This is a genomic window from Reichenbachiella sp., assembly GCF_965223055.1.
Classification (GTDB): Bacteria; Bacteroidota; Bacteroidia; order Cytophagales; family Cyclobacteriaceae; genus Reichenbachiella.
The window spans coordinates 643316-662488 of sequence record NZ_CBDCVM010000011.1 but is presented as its reverse complement, the minus strand read 5'-3'; the positions used below and the strand labels follow the sequence as shown (position 1 = coordinate 662488).

The 19173-nt window shown below is 39.9% G+C and carries 16 protein-coding genes; 10 read left to right on the top strand and 6 right to left on the bottom strand.

Annotation, left to right across the window (positions count from 1 at the left end; all coding sequences use genetic code 11):
• Positions 1-40: 40 nt before the first annotated feature.
• Complete coding sequence (locus ACOQO5_RS14180) at positions 41-1144, bottom strand: AI-2E family transporter (RefSeq protein WP_420582344.1); 1104 nt, start codon at positions 1142-1144, stop codon at positions 41-43.
• Between the two features lie 221 nt (positions 1145-1365).
• Here ACOQO5_RS14180 and nadA point away from each other — a divergent pair, with 221 nt between their 5' ends.
• Genes nadA through ACOQO5_RS14165 form a run of 3 tightly spaced genes read left to right on the top strand, consistent with a single transcriptional unit; the run spans position 1366 to position 5493 of the window.
• Entirely contained in the window at positions 1366-2325 is a 960-nt protein-coding gene (gene nadA, locus ACOQO5_RS14175; RefSeq protein ID WP_420582343.1) for a quinolinate synthase NadA, read from the top strand.
• A gap of 3 nt (positions 2326-2328) precedes the next feature.
• Positions 2329-3882, top strand: coding sequence for an L-aspartate oxidase (nadB, locus tag ACOQO5_RS14170; protein WP_420582342.1), 1554 nt, complete (start codon positions 2329-2331; stop codon positions 3880-3882).
• Positions 3883-3942: 60 nt separating this feature from the next.
• Positions 3943-5493 carry a peptidase gene (locus ACOQO5_RS14165; protein ID WP_420582341.1) on the top strand — a complete coding sequence of 517 codons (1551 nt, stop codon included), beginning with the start codon at positions 3943-3945 and terminating at the stop codon, positions 5491-5493.
• Between the two features lie 4 nt (positions 5494-5497).
• Here ACOQO5_RS14165 and ACOQO5_RS14160 read toward each other — a convergent pair whose 3' ends face one another.
• Positions 5498-5812, bottom strand: a complete 315-nt coding sequence (locus ACOQO5_RS14160) for a Yae1 family protein (RefSeq protein ID WP_420582340.1) — start codon at positions 5810-5812, stop codon at positions 5498-5500.
• Positions 5813-6015: 203 nt separating this feature from the next.
• Here ACOQO5_RS14160 and ACOQO5_RS14155 point away from each other — a divergent pair, with 203 nt between their 5' ends.
• From ACOQO5_RS14155 to ACOQO5_RS14140, 4 genes are read left to right on the top strand one after another with little or no spacing between them, the layout of a single operon-like run.
• Entirely contained in the window at positions 6016-6702 is a 687-nt protein-coding gene (locus ACOQO5_RS14155) for a TetR/AcrR family transcriptional regulator (protein ID WP_420582339.1), read from the top strand.
• A 15-nt stretch (positions 6703-6717) separates the two neighbouring features.
• On the top strand, positions 6718-8442 hold the full coding sequence (locus tag ACOQO5_RS14150; protein ID WP_420582338.1) for a peptidase domain-containing ABC transporter: 1725 nt from the start codon (positions 6718-6720) through the stop codon (positions 8440-8442).
• 2 nt (positions 8443-8444) lie between these two features.
• Positions 8445-9806, top strand: a complete 1362-nt coding sequence (locus ACOQO5_RS14145) for an HlyD family secretion protein (protein WP_420582337.1) — start codon at positions 8445-8447, stop codon at positions 9804-9806.
• Positions 9799-11193 carry a TolC family protein gene (locus tag ACOQO5_RS14140; protein ID WP_420582336.1) on the top strand — a complete coding sequence of 465 codons (1395 nt, stop codon included), beginning with the start codon at positions 9799-9801 and terminating at the stop codon, positions 11191-11193. The genes ACOQO5_RS14145 and ACOQO5_RS14140 overlap by 8 nt, the downstream gene beginning before the upstream one ends.
• 1 nt (position 11194) lies before the next feature.
• Here the strand turns inward: ACOQO5_RS14140 and ACOQO5_RS14135 are convergent, their stop codons facing one another.
• Complete coding sequence (locus ACOQO5_RS14135) at positions 11195-11830, bottom strand: response regulator transcription factor (RefSeq protein WP_420582335.1); 636 nt, start codon at positions 11828-11830, stop codon at positions 11195-11197.
• A gap of 178 nt (positions 11831-12008) precedes the next feature.
• Between ACOQO5_RS14135 and ACOQO5_RS14130 the strand changes: the two genes are divergently transcribed.
• The gene (locus ACOQO5_RS14130; RefSeq protein ID WP_420582334.1) at positions 12009-12371 is read left to right on the top strand and encodes a response regulator; all 363 of its coding nucleotides are present in this window, start codon (positions 12009-12011) and stop codon (positions 12369-12371) included.
• Between the two features lie 76 nt (positions 12372-12447).
• Positions 12448-12903 (top strand): hypothetical protein, encoded by a 456-nt coding sequence (locus ACOQO5_RS14125; RefSeq protein ID WP_420582333.1) that lies wholly within the window; start codon positions 12448-12450, stop codon positions 12901-12903.
• A gap of 13 nt (positions 12904-12916) precedes the next feature.
• Here the strand turns inward: ACOQO5_RS14125 and ACOQO5_RS14120 are convergent, their stop codons facing one another.
• The gene (locus tag ACOQO5_RS14120) at positions 12917-16252 is read right to left on the bottom strand and encodes a CHAT domain-containing protein (RefSeq protein ID WP_420582332.1); all 3336 of its coding nucleotides are present in this window, start codon (positions 16250-16252) and stop codon (positions 12917-12919) included.
• A 179-nt stretch (positions 16253-16431) separates the two neighbouring features.
• Here ACOQO5_RS14120 and ACOQO5_RS14115 point away from each other — a divergent pair, with 179 nt between their 5' ends.
• On the top strand, positions 16432-17406 hold the full coding sequence (locus tag ACOQO5_RS14115) for a DUF6090 family protein (RefSeq protein ID WP_420582331.1): 975 nt from the start codon (positions 16432-16434) through the stop codon (positions 17404-17406).
• Between the two features lie 5 nt (positions 17407-17411).
• Here the strand turns inward: ACOQO5_RS14115 and ACOQO5_RS14110 are convergent, their stop codons facing one another.
• Complete coding sequence (locus ACOQO5_RS14110) at positions 17412-18530, bottom strand: beta galactosidase jelly roll domain-containing protein (RefSeq protein ID WP_420582330.1); 1119 nt, start codon at positions 18528-18530, stop codon at positions 17412-17414.
• On the bottom strand, positions 18527-19075 hold the full coding sequence (locus ACOQO5_RS14105) for an aspartyl protease family protein (protein WP_420582329.1): 549 nt from the start codon (positions 19073-19075) through the stop codon (positions 18527-18529). The genes ACOQO5_RS14110 and ACOQO5_RS14105 overlap by 4 nt, the downstream gene beginning before the upstream one ends.
• Positions 19076-19173 lie beyond the last annotated feature (98 nt).

Sequence of the window (19173 nt, the reverse complement as noted above, 5' to 3'; positions counted from 1 at the left end):
TTTCTTAGTTCAACACAGGTTTTTATTCGATCAACCGAAACTAATCTTCGGTTGAGTCATCGGCAACATCAGTAACTCCTGAGTCAGTACTTAAGTTCCCACTTTCTGATAGGGCCACCGCCACAAATCTAAGGCTCGGTATTTCTTCGCAAACAATGATCATCATCACTGTAATGGGGATACTTAGAATCATTCCCATGATCCCCCAAATGGCTCCCCAGATGGTCAAGGATAATACCACAACAAGAGAACTCATATTCAGCGAATTTCCCATCATTTTGGGTTCGATGATATTTCCAACGATCACCTGTATTACTCCAACAGAAACTAGTATGTAAACGAATGGAGCCAATTCCCCAAACTGTAGAATAGCAAAGATGGCTGGAAACATCGTAGCAATCAATGAACCTACTGTTGGGATATAGTTTAATACAAAAATCAACATGGCCCAGAAAAACGGGGAATCAATATCGAATAAAAAGAGCACCACATAACTGAGTAAACCAGTGATGAAACTAACAAATGTCTTGAGCAACAAATATTGACCAATGTTTCTGTCCATTTTATTGAGCAAGCTAAACTTCTTTTTACGCGTCTCATCATTCGGGAAAAAAGCCTTCATTTTTTTATCAAATACCGTTTCTTCAATGAGCAGAAAAATGATATAAATTAAAATCAAAAAAGCATCACCGAGTAGAGTGGTAGCTGTATCAATCATCATGCTGATATACTGTGTCAAGTCAGCATTAGTCACATAGTCAATGAGTTGTGAAGAAACATTGATGCCTGCCAATCCATCCAATTCTTCTAAGGCTAAAAGCAAATTAGCCTGGTATTCATCTAGATTCTCAGAAAGGTGAGACATACTGGCATATAGTAATTTTCCTACAACAAAGAGTATCACATTCATAAACAAGAAGGAAAACATGCTTTGCGCCCAAACGGGAACTTTGTCTCTGACTATAGGTATTCTTACCAGATACTCTCTCGCTTCGTGAATAATAAACCACACCAGCATTGCCACTATGAATGGAATAACATACTGTTCAGAATAAGAAAGAATCATAACTACAGCCACTGTGCTGAGTAATAGGTAAGTGATTTTAGCCAGGTCAGGTGTTTTGACAGAGTTTAGCGCAGACATTGTTTACGTTTTGGTTTTTTATGATTGAGTCGCTGATTTGAAAATTTAACTTCTAAAGATATTGAAAAAAATCAGCCAGTCACAGCAAAAAATCGTTGTGACTGCAAAGTTTATTTTCGGAGTCGCTTTCGCTGAACCCCGTGATTTACATTAAATTTGCGGTATCAAGTAAATAATGAGCTTTCAGGCCATTTTAATGGAGGAAAGAAAGCATTTGAAGCATGGAGCAATTGGAATTAGAACCAAAGACCAGAGCAGAGTATCTGGAAGAAATAGTCAGACTTAAGAAAGAAAAAAATGCCGTTTTGTTGGCACACTATTATCAAGAGGCTGACATTCAAGATATCGCGGATTTTGTTGGGGATAGTTTAGGCCTCTCAAGGAAAGCAGCAGAAACAGATGCTGATATCATAGTATTCGCAGGAGTACATTTCATGGCCGAAACGGCCAAAATTATCAACCCAACTAAAAAGGTGATTCTTCCGGATGTAAATGCTGGCTGTTCTTTGGCTGAATCGGCACCGGCTGGGCCTTTTAAAGAGTTTGTGGAGGCACACCCTGACCACATTGTGATCACCTATATCAATTGCACGGCTGAGATCAAGGCGATGAGCGACATCATTTGTACTTCATCCAATGCAGTAGATATTATCAATTCAATCCCCAAAGATCAAAAAATCATCTGTGCTCCGGATCGGAATTTGGGCGAATACTTGATTCATCAAACAGGACGCGATATGGTGCTTTGGGATGGGGCTTGTATGGTACATGAAGCGTTTGCGATGGACAAGATTTTGGATCTTCATAAAGAAAACCCTCAAGCGAAATTCATAGCTCATCCGGAGTCTCAGCAGCAAGTGTTGAGAGTTGCTTCATTTGTAGGTTCTACAGAGAAACTGCTCAACTTTGTGCAAGAAGATGAAGCTGAAGAATTCATAGTAGCAACAGAAGCAGGAATCTTGCATGAGATGCAAAAACGTGTGCCGAATAAAACCCTTATCCCTGCTCCGGCCAAAGAGGACAACACTTGTGCTTGTAGCGAATGCCATTTCATGAAAATGAATACTTTAGAGAAATTGTACCTCTGCTTGAAAAATGAAACCCCAGAAATCGACGTACCAGAAGAAATAAGAAAAAAGGCGCTTGTTCCATTAGAGCGTATGTTTGAATTGTCGAAGTAATTCATGGTCAAACACGATTTTTTAATCATTGGCTCTGGCCTGGCGGGATTGACTTATGCTTTAAAGGTAGCCAAGCAATTTCCTGAAAAAACCGTTGCCATCGTCACCAAAGCAGCGGCCAACGAATCGAACACCAAATATGCACAAGGAGGCATGGCTGTAGTGATAGATACAGTCACGGATTCCTATGAGCAGCATATCGAAGATACACTTATAGCCGGGGATGGTCTCTGCGACCGTGATATTGTAGAAATGGTGGTGAAAGAAGCGCCAGACCGCTTGAAAGAATTGCTCAATTGGGGAGCAGAGTTTGACAAAAACAACCTAGGCGATTTTGATTTGGGACGCGAAGGAGGACATTCCCAAAATCGAATTTTGCATCATAAAGACATTACAGGTTACGAACTAGAAGAAACACTTCTCGATCAGGTCAATCAATGCGACAATATCAATTTGCTTAGCCATCATTTTGCTGTTGACTTGATCACCAACCACCATATTCAGGAATGGAAAGGAAGAGAGGACAATACATGTTATGGCGCGTATGTCTTGGACGAAGAGACTGGAAAAATTGAAACTTACCTATCAAAAATTGTCTTATTGGCCAGTGGAGGTATAGGCCAGGTTTATCAAAATACGACCAATCCGAAAGTAGCGACTGGAGACGGCGTGGCCATGGCCTATCGGGCAAAAGCCTTGATCCAGCACATGGAGTTCGTTCAGTTCCATCCTACGGCATTGTACGACACCAGACCGGGACAAACCTTCTTGATTTCAGAAGCCGTACGTGGGTTTGGTGCACTTTTGCGAAATCGGGAAGGCAAACTTTTCATGAGTAAGTATGATGAAAGGAAAGAGTTGGCTTCTCGCGATATTGTGTCTCGAGCGATAGATAGCGAACTAAAGAAAAGTGGAGATGAATATGTCTATTTAGATTGCCGCCATTTAGACCCTTCTGGTTTTGAAAATCACTTTCCGAATATAATTCAGAAGTGCAAAGAGCTTGGCATAGATTGGAAGAAGGATATGATTCCAGTAGTACCAGCCGCTCACTATTTATGTGGAGGTGTAGTTACTAATGTTTTTGGTCAAACCCAAATTACCAACCTGTATGCCTGTGGAGAATGTGCATGTACAGGCCTACACGGTGCGAATAGACTGGCTTCCAATAGTCTTCTAGAGGCCTTGATTTTTGCCCATCGATGTTACGAGAAATCGTGTGAAGAAGTGGAGGATGTTTTAGAAAATGCAAAGGTGCCAGACTGGAGTGAAGAGGGGACAACGAATCCAAAAGAACTTATTCTAATCACACACAACAAAAAAGAAGTGCAGGCGATTATGAGTAACTACGTGGGAATCGTACGATCTGATGAAAGACTCAATCGAGCATCGAATCGATTGAAAGTACTTTATGAAGAAACAGAAGATCTGTATAAAAGGACCAAAATCTCGCCACAACTGTCTGAACTTCGTAACCTGATTACTATCGCTTACCTGATTGTAAAGCAGTCTCAGGCACGAACAGAAAATAGAGGAGGCTTTTATAAGGAGGCCTAAATGATAAGGGTATTCCATTAGAATATCGTTTATTTACATACACATTAACTGAATTTTGATATGACTATAAAGCTTCGAATTTTAGCACTGCTTTCTCTTTGGTTTATTTCGTCGTGCGACGATGGTATTGACCCTGGGTTCGTTCTGCCAACGGATGCGGACTTATCCGACGCTTTTTATGTTCATTTCAATCTGAATGATCGGACTGGAGATACTTTTAAAGTGGAGATGTATGTAGATGATTTGTCGAGTGACAATAATATTATCCAGTTTGCAGCAACAGTTCCTGGTACTTATGATATTTCTAATGTTGGGCGTTTCGTGGAAAACCTTCAAGTTTTTGATGAAGAGGGTAATAAGATTGCAAGTGGGCCATTGGCTACCAACCAATGGGAAATAGCTGACCCTGCTTCGGCACATAAAATCACCTATGAGGTTAAGGAAACATTTGACACAGAGGTTAATGAATATCCCATTTATGCGATGGCTGGCACTTCTATCGAAAATGATCACGTGCTACTCAATACGCCCATGGTCATTGGATACCCTGTGGGACTGAAGGAGCGTGATTATTATGTGTCTCTATCTTATCCCGATACTTGGACCGTTGGCACTGCATTGCCAGAGTCGGGCACCAATGTTTACAAAGCAACAGATTTTGATCACTTGGCTGATTCACCAATCTTAGTTGGTCAAATGACAAGCGCATCAACCGAGGTGGGTGGAGCGGATATCAATGTATATGTGTACTCAGAAGGAGGACATATGAAGGCGACTCAAATATTGTCAGATGTAAATCAAATTTTGCTTGATGCAGAGGCTTTTTTGGAAGTTTTGCCAACGGATAGATATGATTTTCTGTACCATTTTGGTGATGTCCATGCGGGTGCACTTGAGCATTCCAAAAGTTCAGTATATGTGTTGCAAGATGCCCCGTACAGCGCAAATTATGCTAGCGGTATCAAGAGTATTTCTGCACATGAATTCTTCCATGTAGTGACCCCTTTAAATATCCACAGTGAGATCATAGCTGATTTCAATTTTGCAGTTCCTACGCCATCTCAGCACCTCTGGTTATATGAAGGCGTAACGGAATGGGCTTCGGATTTTATGCAATACAGAAATGGATCGATGCTTTTGAATATATTACTCGATCAGCTTCAAACGAAGCTTTCTATAGATTCTAATTACGATCCGAATTTTAGTTTGCAACAAATAGGCTCAGAAGCTTATACTACTTACGGTGGTGGTCAATTCGGAAATATATACAACAGAGGGGCATTTGTAGTGAGCTTGATGGATATTCGTTTGTTGGAGTTGTCTGGAGGAACAAAAGGTATGAGAGAGGTTGTTTTAGAATTGGTAGACAAATTTGGGCCTGACAAGGCATTTTCTGAGGAAGATTTTTTCACAACTGTGGTAGAAATGACTAACCCGGAAATAGAGACCTTCATCAATGATTACATCAAAGGAACGGAAACACTTCCCATTCAGGAATATTACAATAAAATCGGCATTGAATATGACGAATCAGATTTTAGCTTTTCCAAAATGAGCACGCTCTCTGCTGATCAAGAAATGTTATTCGAAGCTTGGTCAAAGAATATGTAATGGGCTACCAGCCCATTCTACATTCTTCATTTCCTCTTTTTTTTCCGGCCTCATATCCAGCTTGATAACCAGTCTTTTTACCTTGCGTAAAGCCGGCTTCATAACCTTTTTCGTGTCCTAAGGCATGTCCTTCTTCATGCCCTTCCTCGGCTCCTTGCAGTTGGCCGGCTTCAAACCCACTTTCAAAGCCTTCCTCCCTTCCTAATGCGAGCCCTTCCGTTTTGCCTTGTGCTATTCCTTCTTTAAGACCATCGTCATATGATCGACAGGAGGTTGTCAATAGAACGAAGAAGAGTAGTATGTAAATAATGCTTTTCATGTTAGCTGAGTTGGAAAAATATAAATTTAATATGAATAGAATATAATTATACTAAGAAAACGGATTATCTCTAATAATATTCTTTTCCTTTTGACAGTAATGCTCAGACCATTTTTCCCTGTGCTAGAAAATAATCAGTATAAATACTGACCCTATTACTATTTGATACATTTACTTTTGCAATTGATAGTAATACTTTTAATATGTCTAGTATAACCATAGTTCTTGCAGATCAGTATTTTAAGAAGGACCCGCAGTCTTCCGACCTTGGTAGAAAAATCGTAAATGATGGATTGACTATGTTGGATGAATTGGGTTTCGAAGAATTTACTTTCAAAAAACTGGCAGAGAGTATTGACTCTACTGAAGCATCTATTTATCGTTATTTTAAGAATAAGCACAAGTTTTTAGTGTATTTGTCCACTTATTATTGGTCATGGCTAGAGTATGTTATTGAATTTGAAACTCATCATATAGAAGCAACATCAGAAAAGTTGGATCGAGTCATAGACATTATTTGTCATTCCTATGAGTTGCCGAAAGTATTAGATCTACCTGGTCTTAGTATTTCGAAGCTACGTCGTGTGATAGACAATGAGTCTGAGAAGACTTATCTCAACCGTCAAGTAGATGAGATTAATCGAAAGGGTCTTTTCATGGGATATAAGGAGCTCTGCGGCAAAATTTCTTCCATAATCCAAGAGTTGAAACCCGACTATCAATATCCAAAAGCTCTAGTAAGTACAATAATGGAAGCTTCTCATCAGCAAACATTTTTTGCTCATCATTTGCCTTCACTGACAGAATTGGCAGTGAATAGTAACAGGGTATTAGAAGAGCAAAGTGCTGAATTTATAAAACATACGGTTAAGTCAATTTTAGAAAAATAATTCGATTCCATTGATATGATAGAAAGTAAGTTCGTCGCTGAAAAAATTAAGCTCTCTCCTTTGATGCGGCTATTCAATATGCTGTCTCTGGATAAGCGGGAGATTTTTATCATTTATGCCTATGCGATTTTCAATGGATTGATTAACCTATCACTTCCTTTGGGGGTGCAGGCCATAATTGCATTTGTGATTAGTGCCGAGTTTTCTGCTTCATGGGGCTTATTGATTTTTATAGTAGTAATAGGTGTAGCAGCTTCAGGAGTCATACAAATTTTGCAATTGTCATTGACGGAATTACTCCAACGGAGAATTTTCACAAGGGCTTCATTCGAATTTGCCTATAGAATTCCCAGGTTTCAAATGGAGGCTGTCACAAGCTTCTATCCACCAGAATTAATGAATAGATTTTTTGACACGTTGAATGTTCAAAAAGGGCTACCTAAGATTTTAATAGATTTTTCAAGTTCTACCTTACAGATTTTATTCGGGTTGATTCTTCTATCCATGTATCACCCTTTCTTCGTGTTTTTTGGCTTTTTACTTGTAGGCCTTATGGTGCTCATTTTCTACCTCAGTGGACCAAAAGGATTGAAAACAAGTATTTTAGAATCCAAGTATAAATATCAAGTGGCTCATTGGCTTGAAGAACTGGCTAGAGTAATGGGAACATTTAAACTAGCTGGTGAAACTTCATTGCCTGTAGAGAAGACGAATGAATATGTAGCCAATTATCTGAAATACAGGAATCAGCACTTCAAAGTATTGATCTTTCAATTTTCGAATATTGTAGCTTTCAAAACAATTATTACCGGTGGATTGTTGATCCTAGGAAGTATCCTGGTAATCAATCAGGAAATAAACTTGGGACAGTTTGTAGCCTCTGAAATTATCATTCTGTTGGTACTCAGTTCGGCTGAGAAATTGATTCTAACCATGGAAACGGTCTATGATGTATTGACCGGTTTGGAAAAACTTGGCCAAGTTTCGGATATCCCATTAGAAAAAGAAGGCGGCTTGTCCCTTTCTGAAATATCTAATAACAAGGGAGTATCCGTTGAGCTTTCAAACTTATCGTACACCTTCGAAGAAGGCGGAAAACAGGCGCTAAATAAGATCAATTTGCATGTCAAAGCAGGTGAAAAAATAGCCATTACGGGAAACAACGAATCTGGAAAAACCACATTGATTTCAGTAATATCTGGACTTTATCATAATTACGAAGGATCGGTTTTATTTAATGGTATTCCATTTGCCGATATTGATATCACTAGTTTTCGGTCAGTGGTAGGAGACAATTTGGGCTTGCAGGATTTGTTTCATGGTACACTTGCTCAGAATATTTCTGTGGGAAAAGATGATGTTTCTGTAGAGGATATTCTCCGGGCTATAGACCACGTCGGCCTTGGTGATTTCTTAAAGAATTTACCCAAAGGACTTGCCACAATGATCAGCCCAGAAGGTCAGGGACTTACCGATAGTGTAAAGCAAAAATTGATATTGGCCAGAACATTAGCGGAAAGTCCAAAAATTGTAGTGATGGATAATGCGCTCCAGGGATTGGATTTCGAAGATAGAAAACGAATTAGTGATATTCTCACAAGCAAAGACCAAGAATGGACATTGATGGCCGTGACGAACGACCCACTTGTATTGCAAAATTGTGACAGAATAGTTACGCTAGAATACGGAAGAATAGTGGATATATCCCCTTCAAAAATTAAATCTAAAACGAAGAAATAACTATGTTAAATATTTCAAGCAATCCGATGGATAGAGATGAGATATTGAAAGATGTTTCATCGTATCAAGAAGTCATGTCATCTCATGCTACCCGCAAGTTTGTATTTCTACTTTGCGGAATTTTCGGGCTCATCATAATAGGCCTTTTCTTGCCCTGGACTCAAAACATAAGGGCCAGAGGCACACTCATTACGCTAAGTCCCGACGGGCGTGAACAATCTATCAATTCTGTAATATCAGGTCGGATAGAAAAGTGGTATGTGAGAGAAGGACAACTGGTAGCCCAAGGAGATACTATTTTACATATCTCTGAAATGAAAACGGAGTATTTGGACCCTGAGCTTGTTGGTAAAACTAGAAATCAAGCAAGTGCTAAAAAAGCCTCCAAAGAAGCCTATGCGGATAAAGGGAAGGCACTTGACCAGCAAATAGCAGCACTGCTGCGCAATACGGAACTAAAGAAGCTCCAAGCACAAAACTATTTGCAGCAATCCGCATTGAAATTAATGTCTGATAGCATAGATTATCAAACCAGCAGGATGAATTTGGATATTGCTCAGAAGCAATTTAATAGACAGCAAAAGCTATATGACCAGGGATTAAAATCATTGACAGAACTTGAAGGGAAAAGACAAAAGCTGCAAGAATCGATTAATAAAAATATATCGGCTGAAAACAAGTGGCTGGCCAGTCAAAGCCAATATATAAATGCCGAGTTAGGTTTGAGCACGGTGGAAAATGAGTATCGGGAAAAAATAGCCAAGGCAAGATCCGATAAAATGTCAGCATTGTCTGGCGAAATGGAAGCAGAAAGCGAGTACAATAAGCTGTCGATTCAGCAGGAGAGTTATGCCAAACGATCGAGCTTCTATTATATCCTGGCTCCTCAAAATGGGTACGTTACCAAAGCCACCAAATCAGGTATAGGAGAGATATTGAAGGAAGGGGAACAGATATTTACATTTGTTCCTGAACGAACTGAAATGGCCGTGGAATTACATGTGCGACCGCTGGATTTACCGCTGATTAGAGAAGGAAGAAAAGTGCGCCTGCAATTCGATGGTTGGCCTGCACTGGTATTTAATGGTTGGCCGGATGTATCGTTCGGTACTTTTGGAGGAAAAATCGTGGCCTACGATAAGGTCGCGCAAGATGGTACATTTAGAGTACTCGTAGCCCCAGATGAAGAAGATGTAGAATGGCCTACTTTACTAAGGCTTGGAAGTGGTGCATACGGTATTGCGTTGTTAAACAATGTACCGGTGTGGTATGAATTATGGAGAAATCTAAATGGCTTTCCTCCTGATTTCTATATGAAGGGAGATGTAGTTGAAAAAAAACCTAAAGGAGTAAAGTATGAATAGGCTCCTGATCATATGGGTTTTATGCTTATGGCAGATGCAGGTCTCTGCTCAAGTAGATACACTGAGTCATCTGAGTTTGACAGATTTCTACCGCCTGGTGCACAATCATCATCCTATAGCCAAACAGGCTCAATTAATTCTTGATAGAGGCGAATTGGTGGTGAGCCAGGCTCAGGGAGCTTTTGACCCAAAATTGGTTTCTGAGTATGAGACTAAGCAGTTTCAAGGCAAAGACTATTACGATGTTTGGGATAGTTATGTGAAAGTGCCAACAACCTTTAATGTTGATTTGAAAGCTGGTTATGAACGAAACAGCGGGCAGTATCTGAACCCGGAAAATACAGTGCCTTCAGATGGTCTTTATTATGCCGGTATCAGTGTGCCTATTGGACAAGGATTGATACACAATAGTAGGAATATCAATTTGAAAAAAGGAAAAGCTGAACAACAGAATCTCACAAGTCAGGCCAATTCGGTTTACAATAACCTTTTAATGGATGCTAATTATGTGTACTGGAATTGGTTTGAAACGTATCAAAAAATGAGAGTTGCGGAGGAGAGTTTAGCATTGATAGGTGAGAGATACGAGGGAATTAAAGAATCTGTGATCAATGGAGATAAAGCGGCTATAGATTCTGTGGAAGCCCTCATTCAGGTGCAAAGTTGGAAAAATGAATTGAACAAGTCTCGCCTAAATTATCAAAATGCCACACTACAAATGGAGAATTTTGTATGGGATTCTACGCAAATATTTGCTGCTTACCCTGATACTGTCTGGCAAAAACAGGAAGTATTGGTGGTGGATGAGTATGTGAATTTTGCGGTGTCCAATCATCCAGATCTAAATGCTATGCAAGCAGATTTGATGACTTTGGAGTTGGATCGAAAACTAGCAGCAGAGAATATCAAGCCAGTATTGAACCTGAATTACAATTTCCTGATGGCTAGTGGAAACTCTTCAGATGAATCCATGGCAGGTCTAAGTAATAATTACAAAGGAGGATTTGAATTTAGTTTTCCATTATTGATTCGAAAAGAGCGTGCAAAGCTCAAACAGGCGAAGATCAAGCTAGAAGAAGGAGGGCTAAAGTTGACTAGCAAATCGCGGAAAGTGACTAACAAGGTATTTCAATCCTATGGAAAAATCATCGTCCTTCTGGAGATGTTGGAAGAACAGCGCAGAATTGTTGAAAATTACGAAAGACTATTAGCGGGAGAAAGAACAAAATTCCAAAATGGAGAGAGTTCTGTATTCTTGGTGAATAGCCGAGAAAACAAAAAGATCGCTGCCGAAATGAAATTGGTCAACCTGGAAGCTGAATATGGCAGAGCTATTGGTATGGTCAATTGGTCGAGTGGGTATTTTACTAGTGAATTGGCTTTCTGATTTACAAATCAATAATGCCTGACTTCACAGCATAAACGATCAGCTCCACAGGCGATGTGAGATTTAATTTTTTAAGCATATTCTTTCTGTGAGAATTGATTGTATGGGTGCTGACATGTAGCTCTTCAGCAATTTGATTAGTAGTTAAACCTTTTACCACACATTCTAAAACTTCAATCTCTCTGTTTGACAGAATTTCATCAGCTTTTGGCGATTTTTCTTGAGTGGGGGGCTTTATGAGTACGTCGAGTATATCGCCGCAGTAAAATCTTTTCCCCAACCGAATGCTCTCGAGGGCAGTTTTGATTTCCTGGGCATCGCAGTGGGTGGTGAGTATACCTCGGATACCCATTTCCTTTAGTTCTTGTATCAAGGTGTGATCAGTGAGTTCCACCACTAGCAAAACATCAACATTTGGCTGCAGGATAAGCTGTGCGATTTGAGGTAGGGATTTGTGTCCATCTTTAGACAAATCAGCTAGAATCAGGTGGTTTGATGCTCCATCCATAGGAGCAATTTCCTTTAATGACTCAGAAGTTCCTATCAAATGAAAGTGATTTGAATCACTGATAATCTGCTTCCAACCCATCAGGGAGACGTAGTTGTTGTTGACAAGAAAAGTGCGAGTCGCTGGCAATGATTTTTATTTAGACTAATTCTAAACAAAATTAGATGGCAATCTTCGGTTTTGCAAATTGTTTGAAACGATTCTAAATAAAGAATTGAGATTTATTGAAATTATTTAGCTGCATTGGGTCGGCATCAATTCATTGACTATATTTAGTTGTACTTCCGGCAGCTAAATAATATTCAATATGACAACAGTACTAGTAGTAGACGATTCAAAGTTTCAAAGAGAGACCATCAAGAACATTTTAGAGGAGGGAGGATATGAGGTGATAGGAGAGGCTGCCAATGGTGAAGATGCCATCAAATTAGCGTTAATTCTCAAGCCTGAAATCATCACACTGGATAATGTACTACCAGATATGTTTGGATTGGATGTCATGGACGAGTTGAATGATGTTGATTTTGAAGCCAAAGTCATCATGATTAGTGCGGTAGGGCAGGATATTGCACAAAGAGAGGCCAAGGAAATTGGCATATTAGAATATTTGGTCAAACCATTTGAAAAGCAAGATTTACTTGATAAAGTATTGAAACTAGCTACTATGTAAAAGTTAGTAGTTATTTAGTTAAAAGATGAGTGAACACCATCCGCATTTTCAAATTCGGCCGCGCTTTAAGGTAAACTTGCCGCAACCACCCGAAAAAATTGCTATCCAACTAGAAGATGGCTTGAAGGCTAATGATCATGGAATCTATGGCACTGTGATAGACGGCCATGCGACACTCTCGCTACCTAAAAGAGATCAACATTATTGGTCGCCTCAATTAAACTTAAGTTTTGAATCTTCTGACAATGGAAATGTCTTGAGAGGGTTGTACGGCCCAAGACCAGAAGTCTGGACGATGTTCGTACTGTTCTACTCCATGATTGGATTTGCGGCTTTAGTGATATTAGTCATTGGATATAGCAATTGGACTTTAGGCCAATCCGCCCAAATCCTTTGGGCTGTTCCGGTATTAACTGTGATTTTTCTTACCCTCTATTTGGTTTCTTATTTTGGACAGAAAATGGGACGAAAGCAGATGATTGAATTACACACCTTTGTAGAAAAGACCCTGAATATTAAAATTAGGGATTAAATCACCTAGGCTGTTACCTCCCTACAATATTAAATGCTCCCCAAAATTTTGGGTTGGGATACTTTTCTTTCAGTTGAAGTTGAGCATTTCTGAATGCAACGTGTTTGTCTTTCGAAGCGCTTAGGTTTTGATAAAAATAAATCATCAAATCCATGGTGGTTTGATCGTTAACTTTCCAAAAACTCATGACTACCGATTGACTTCCAGCTATCAAAAACGCTCGCTGCAATCCATAAACGCCTTGGCCGTTTTCTATATGTCCCATGCCTGTTTCGCAAGCGGAAAGTACGACCATCTGAGTCTCGTTCAGATTGAGTTGCATCGCCTCAAAGGCGGTCAGAATTCCATCATCACCTACCTGATCTTCGTTCTGGTATTTACTTGAAGCGCCACTGAGAAATAGGCCCGAGTAAAATAGCGGGTTGTCCTTAGGGCTCGTTTCTTCGAAGTAACCATGCGTAGCGATATGCAGAATGGTCGTATTCTCCAATTCCTTTATTCTTTCCTCCAGTGCGTCTTTACCGGTGAGGACTTTTGTTTTCCATTTAGTTTGGTCCAGAATGGACTCGATGGTCGTGACCTCAGAGTAAGTACCTGGCAGTGGCTCCAGATTCTCTAAATTGGTGAACGCACGCGTGACAAAAGTCTTTTGGTCCGGGTTTGAGTCGGATGTAGAAATTCCAGCACCCAAGTGATAGGTAGGAAAACCTACTAAAAGAATTTCACCTTGAGTAGGTAGTAGGTCATTGCTTTTCAGTAAGTCGCGTGTACTTGTCACTAAGCGTACATCCATTTCATCGATGACAAATTGATTGGTGGTAGGATTCAAAAGCGTATTGATATTGATTTTGTGGTATACACCATCTCCCGATAGATAGACTCGATCTATCTCCGAAAGCTCGTCGGCAATGGCCTTCCAATAGGCATCGTACGATTTACGGTCTTCCAATTCAAATAATACAGCATTGCTATATGCCTGATAGAATTTTCCTTCAAGCTCATTTCCGTTTTCGATTGGGATGAAGCTGACTTCATTGCTCCCTCCTTTCAAAATGATGGCGAAGTAATTTACCTGTTCGGTGAACTTTCCTCCATAGGAAAAATCGTAGGTTCTGAATCTGATCATTTCAATCGCGGCCTCTCCTGGCTTTAGTGCTTGCATGACTTTTTGAATTATTTCTGGCTCATAAACCGAATGAGAGGATGCCATGCCCATAATCTGCAATTGAATTTGAAGGCTGTCAATTTCGTGCTGAATTCTGTTGGAATCTAATTCACGACTATTCTTTTCTTCAGGCGTTAAGGATACTGATCTGGCGAGTAGGTTTTTCTTAGCCTTGAGGTCTTGAAAAGTGATTTTTAGTGCCTTGTCATCTGAATTCATGATAGAATTTTGGATCTTCAATTGGTCATTGAACAACAATCCTTTCAGCAATAACTGATTTTCTAGTAGCTGTTCCAACATGGCCTGGCTAAGTTCCGTTTGGTTCAATGCATATGAATTGAAGGATTCAAAATGCTTCTTTATATCTCTATAAAACAGCAACTTCCCATTTTCGCTCATAGCTGGGAAATAGGTCAAAATTTGATTGATTAATTTTCCGTTAAGTGCCTGATAATTTCCGCTAGCCAAGTCGTTCCTTTCTAGCTTAATGGCCAACCCAATATAGTTCTCAAGGAAGGTAATTATTGATGGATGATAAGGCGAAACTTCCTCAATTTTGGAAAAATGATCAAAAGCTTTTGAAATAAACTTCCAGGCTTTTTCATACTCTCCCAGTGCATAATAAACTTCGGCACTACCTAGGTCTAGTACCGCGTCCTGATCTGCAATGGAATGGGCTTCTCGGGTTTCGTTCATCTGCTCAATTACTATCCTAGCCGAGTCAGGTTCATGAATTGCAATCAAGGATATCGCCAATTCTTTCTGTGCGAGTACATATTTTAACTCTGAAGTACTATGTATTTTATCGAGTGCCTTTTTGTGGAAGTATACAGCGCTATCTGCCTGATCCCATTTACGATAATAGCCGCCGATATTTATATAGGCATCATACAATTGATCCGTCTGGTTGTTTTTATTTAGATAGGTCAATGAAGCTCTTGCATACGATATGGTCTTGGGGTAATCTCCCCAAGCATAGTACACCATAGAAAGATTTGCTGCCAGACTAGCTTGGTCTGTGACCAGATTATTTTTTATAGCCAGGTCAAGCGCTTGCTTACCAATTTGTGCCGCAGCGCCATAGTTGCCAATCTCTCTGTAACAGTGCGTAAGCCAGGAAAGAATGGAGGCCTGCCAGGCAGGTTGTGCTAGTGCATATTGACCATATATGTCGTAGGATCTATGAAGCAAATTGATCGCATTAAAAAAGTCGTATCCCTGGGCCAAAGCAACTGCCTGCATATAATATTTTGGATAGCCCTGGATATCAATAGGTGATTCATCAGCTACCTCTTTAAAGTTGTAATTAGCCAATTCAGGATAATTTTGAATGTATGAGTTCAAATATTGCTCAGTGGCCGGATTGTCTTTCAAGGCTGCTTTGATCAAAGGAATGGCTGCGGGTGTATTTGAGCTCATTAGTTCTACGCCCGCTAAAAGCATCTTGGCATATCCAAAGTCAGGAAAATAATCCAGGCTCTTTTGGAAGTGAATTCTCATTTTATCCAAATCACCCAAGGCCCAATAGAGCTGTCCTAGGGCAAAATTGGCCTTGTAGTTTTTGGGAGAGATGGCGAGAGCTTTTTCGTAGTGAGTGATGGCCTGATCAGCTTGATTGAGACTGGAATAATAAGCGCCTAATTCCTGATGAAGTTCGAAAAGATTGGAGTCTAGTGAGAAGGCTTTTTCAACATATTCATGCTTTACTTTGCTGGTGGCATCCAGAGCGGTTAAAATCCATAAATAATAGTAAGCCCTGCCAGTATTAGGAAATCTTGTTTTAGCTTCTTCAAAATCTAATCTTGCGCTTTCCGTTCGTTGGTTGTATAGGTACATTAGACCCCGAAATAGAAGGTAGTCTGCACTGTTTTTATCTTCAGAAGTTAAGATTTCGCCAAGCCTGAGAGCTTCAACGTATTTTTCCTGAGCCTCTACGGACTTTCCATTAAACTGGTATTGATTTCCCAACTCAAAGTGGGCTTTCGCTAATCCCCAAAGTCCATCGAGGTTTTGATTTTTGTCCCATGAATTTTGGTAGGCCTCTATGGCTTTAGAATATTTCAGGTTTTCGAAAAATTCATCACCCTTCTCAAGCCAGGAATCTGTTTTATTGGTTTGACCAATAAGACTAGTAGAAACAATAAAAAGAAACAAGATTGTAGACAGGACTCGTGAATAGGTCATTGGTTTGTTTGCTATGATTGGTCGCAAGATGTAATGATTCACCTAACAATCAAAATATGGTACGATTGCTGATTTAGTATGTATGGGCCATAATTTAATGAATCAAAGATTCATTAAATTATGCTTTTAGAAATAATGAGAGTATGATAAGTTTTTTTAGAAAAGTCAGACAAAATTTGATGGTTGACAACAAAACAGGAAAATACCTGATTTACGCCCTGAGCGAAATACTGCTCGTCGTGGTCGGTATCTTGATAGCCTTGCAGATCGAAGGCTGGAAGGAAGAAAAGGAAAACAACGAAAAAACTAAAGTAATTCTAGGTCAAATACTGACCGAGTTGGAGCACAATGTGCTTTCGGGTGTGAACAATATTATAGGTTTTAACAAAAAAGACTCCTTGATGAAACAGGTCCTGGATAGAAAATTGGCCTATCAAGATTATGCAGAGAGTGATGAGTTGCGTAGTCTTATCACCTCCTATTATTGGTTAGAACTCTACAATTCGGCATATCAAAAGCTGATGGCCCACCAGGAAAAACTGGATCCCACGTACATAGTCCTCACTGAGCAGATAGTGAACCTATACAGCACCACTATGTACCGTGTACAAGAGGAATATGCACAAATAGGGGACAATGTAGACAGAGCCGTCAAACATATGTCGATGAATTGCCCCTGGTATTCCAATACTCTTCCCCAACATATGGACCAACAGATTGAGTATATGCTGTCCGACCCGATCTATTTTAATATGGTAAAATCTATGAAGGGCATTGGTGGAGAAAATTTCTTAAAAAACATGATAGACTTCAATCACGAAGCCATCGATGTCTACAAGGCTATTCACAAGAAGTTGGGCCTGAATACGCCATATCCAGAAGTCGTCGATAGGATCAAAGACTATCCAGAATCTGTGCTAAATGAATATGAGGGCATCTATACTTTCGGAAATAAAAGCCATGAGCTTCAAGTAAAGTTTGGGAAATTAGGTAATCACACTGAGCAGAACTGGATTTATTTTACTGAACCGGATCGGGCTGAGTACCTCTATGAAATCGACCTTATCGAATTCATAAGGAATGAAGATTCTTTAATCACGGGCTTCGAATATACCTATCGGGGTGAAAAGCAATACTGGTCTAAAGTTGATTAGTTGGCTTATCTCCTATCCCGAATCATCCGAGTCACGTCCTTTTCCGATACGATACCTACAGGCCCAGAGTAGATGCCACCCTCCAAACCGATGTCCTCTACTTTGACGGCTATGGTATTTTTTCCGTTTTTGTGTAAGAGCCCTTTTGGAATGGGGTAGACCCTAATCTTCTGGTAGGACCTACTATCGCCAAACCCTCTGTCGTCATACGTCTCACCTATTTTTTGTCCATTGAGATAGGTGACATCAAAATCATCAATCCTTCCAAGGGTGAGGTAATAGGTTTCTTCCTTTTCTGGTTTAAAACTTAGTTCGAAGGTTTTGCGATACCATGCTGTGCCGTCTAACGAGCGGTACCCTTGGTTGTCCCAATAGGAGGGTACCAGAACTACATCCCAGTCCTGGTCATCAAAGTCAGGCTCACTAAAGTATTTCTTGTTTGATTTGGTAAACCTCCAGGGACCATACAGATTTTGAAGTAATTCTTCGCTGCCACCCGAAACATATACGCCTGGTTTGCCCTTCACAATTCCACCATTCTGATATTCGTCGTAGACCTTTACGGCTATCACATTGTCACCTTCAAAATTGATGAGCTCGTTGCCAATAAAATAGGCACGATCTGAATTATAACCAGTTCTAAATCTTGGTGGAAAATCTCCCGTTTTCCCTACCAAGGTCCCATTCAGAAAAGTCTCATCCACATCATCGATAAAGCCGAGCATGAGATAGTGTGCTTCGTTTGGCCTCAGTGCTCGGCCATCGAAATGAACACGATACCAGGCAAAACCATCATAGCCATGGAACCCATCGTTTTCCCAATCTCCGGGTACTTTAATGCTTACCCAGGAGTCGTCGTTGTACAAGGGGTCGGCCCATTTATTGTCATTACCAATTTGAAATTTCCAGGACTTTTCCAGATCGATGACACGATAGTTGTCTTCAAACTTATTATGAATGGGATGTTCCTCTTGGTGATCAAAAAAATCATCGAATAGCAGTTCCCAAAAACTGGGTTCATTATCCCGATGGTCATTTTGCTGAGCATGTAGATCTATTGATCCGAACAGAATTATAGCCAATACAGATAATAGAGCAGGAAATATTTTAAACAACTTGATCATCTTTTTGAATTGGCATTTTTTGCAATAATAATTTCTTCTAATTCAATCTTTCGATCTTCTTTTTTCTTCTTGGTTTTTACTTTAATTGAAGCTGTCCCGGTACTCATATCAATGACAAATCCATGATTTCTCATCATGTGTGTGCCAACAATCGCCGATATTTTTTTGCCCGTTCGTTGTTGGATGGATTTGACTACAGTGGAAAGATCGAAAGCATACGACGGTCCTTTCAGCTTTACTTGACCATATTTGAAGGTAGCTTGCGAAGTTGACATCAGCTTATTGTTAGTGGAATTTAAGCCCGATATATTAAATCGATCCGTACTTGATGAGCTAGTATGAAAACCGTACTTTTTTTGAGCCCCTGTATCCAGTACTGTGAATTCTGACCCCGTGTCTAGCAGTACCCATGTCTTCTTGTTATTTAGTGTCATTTGAATAATTGGTTTTCCTCTGAACTTTGCTTCTACAGTTTCGGAACCTTGTGCTTGAACTGTGCCTAAGGCATATCCAAGTGTTGTGATAATTAATAATAGCGTTTTCATTGTTTTGAGTTTTATGTTTTTGAATAATTCAAAATAACACTCCCTCATGTTACCGTGTGTCACCAGTGGGTAAACAGATGTCACAAGATGTCAAACAC

Excerpts from the sequence above, each read along its gene's own strand:
- ACOQO5_RS14180 (WP_420582344.1), bottom strand. The coding sequence starts at position 1,144 with ATGTCTGCGCTAAACTCTGTCAAAACACCTGACCTGGCTAAAATCACT.
- nadA (WP_420582343.1), top strand. The coding sequence starts at position 1,366 with ATGGAGCAATTGGAATTAGAACCAAAGACCAGAGCAGAGTATCTGGAA.
- nadB (WP_420582342.1), top strand. The coding sequence starts at position 2,329 with ATGGTCAAACACGATTTTTTAATCATTGGCTCTGGCCTGGCGGGATTG.
- ACOQO5_RS14165 (WP_420582341.1), top strand. The coding sequence starts at position 3,943 with ATGACTATAAAGCTTCGAATTTTAGCACTGCTTTCTCTTTGGTTTATT.
- ACOQO5_RS14160 (WP_420582340.1), bottom strand. The coding sequence starts at position 5,812 with ATGAAAAGCATTATTTACATACTACTCTTCTTCGTTCTATTGACAACC.
- ACOQO5_RS14155 (WP_420582339.1), top strand. The coding sequence starts at position 6,016 with ATGTCTAGTATAACCATAGTTCTTGCAGATCAGTATTTTAAGAAGGAC.
- ACOQO5_RS14150 (WP_420582338.1), top strand. The coding sequence starts at position 6,718 with ATGATAGAAAGTAAGTTCGTCGCTGAAAAAATTAAGCTCTCTCCTTTG.
- ACOQO5_RS14145 (WP_420582337.1), top strand. The coding sequence starts at position 8,445 with ATGTTAAATATTTCAAGCAATCCGATGGATAGAGATGAGATATTGAAA.
- ACOQO5_RS14140 (WP_420582336.1), top strand. The coding sequence starts at position 9,799 with ATGAATAGGCTCCTGATCATATGGGTTTTATGCTTATGGCAGATGCAG.
- ACOQO5_RS14130 (WP_420582334.1), top strand. The coding sequence starts at position 12,009 with ATGACAACAGTACTAGTAGTAGACGATTCAAAGTTTCAAAGAGAGACC.
- ACOQO5_RS14120 (WP_420582332.1), bottom strand. The coding sequence starts at position 16,252 with ATGACCTATTCACGAGTCCTGTCTACAATCTTGTTTCTTTTTATTGTT.
- ACOQO5_RS14115 (WP_420582331.1), top strand. The coding sequence starts at position 16,432 with ATGGTTGACAACAAAACAGGAAAATACCTGATTTACGCCCTGAGCGAA.
- ACOQO5_RS14110 (WP_420582330.1), bottom strand. The coding sequence starts at position 18,530 with ATGATCAAGTTGTTTAAAATATTTCCTGCTCTATTATCTGTATTGGCT.
- ACOQO5_RS14105 (WP_420582329.1), bottom strand. The coding sequence starts at position 19,075 with ATGAAAACGCTATTATTAATTATCACAACACTTGGATATGCCTTAGGC.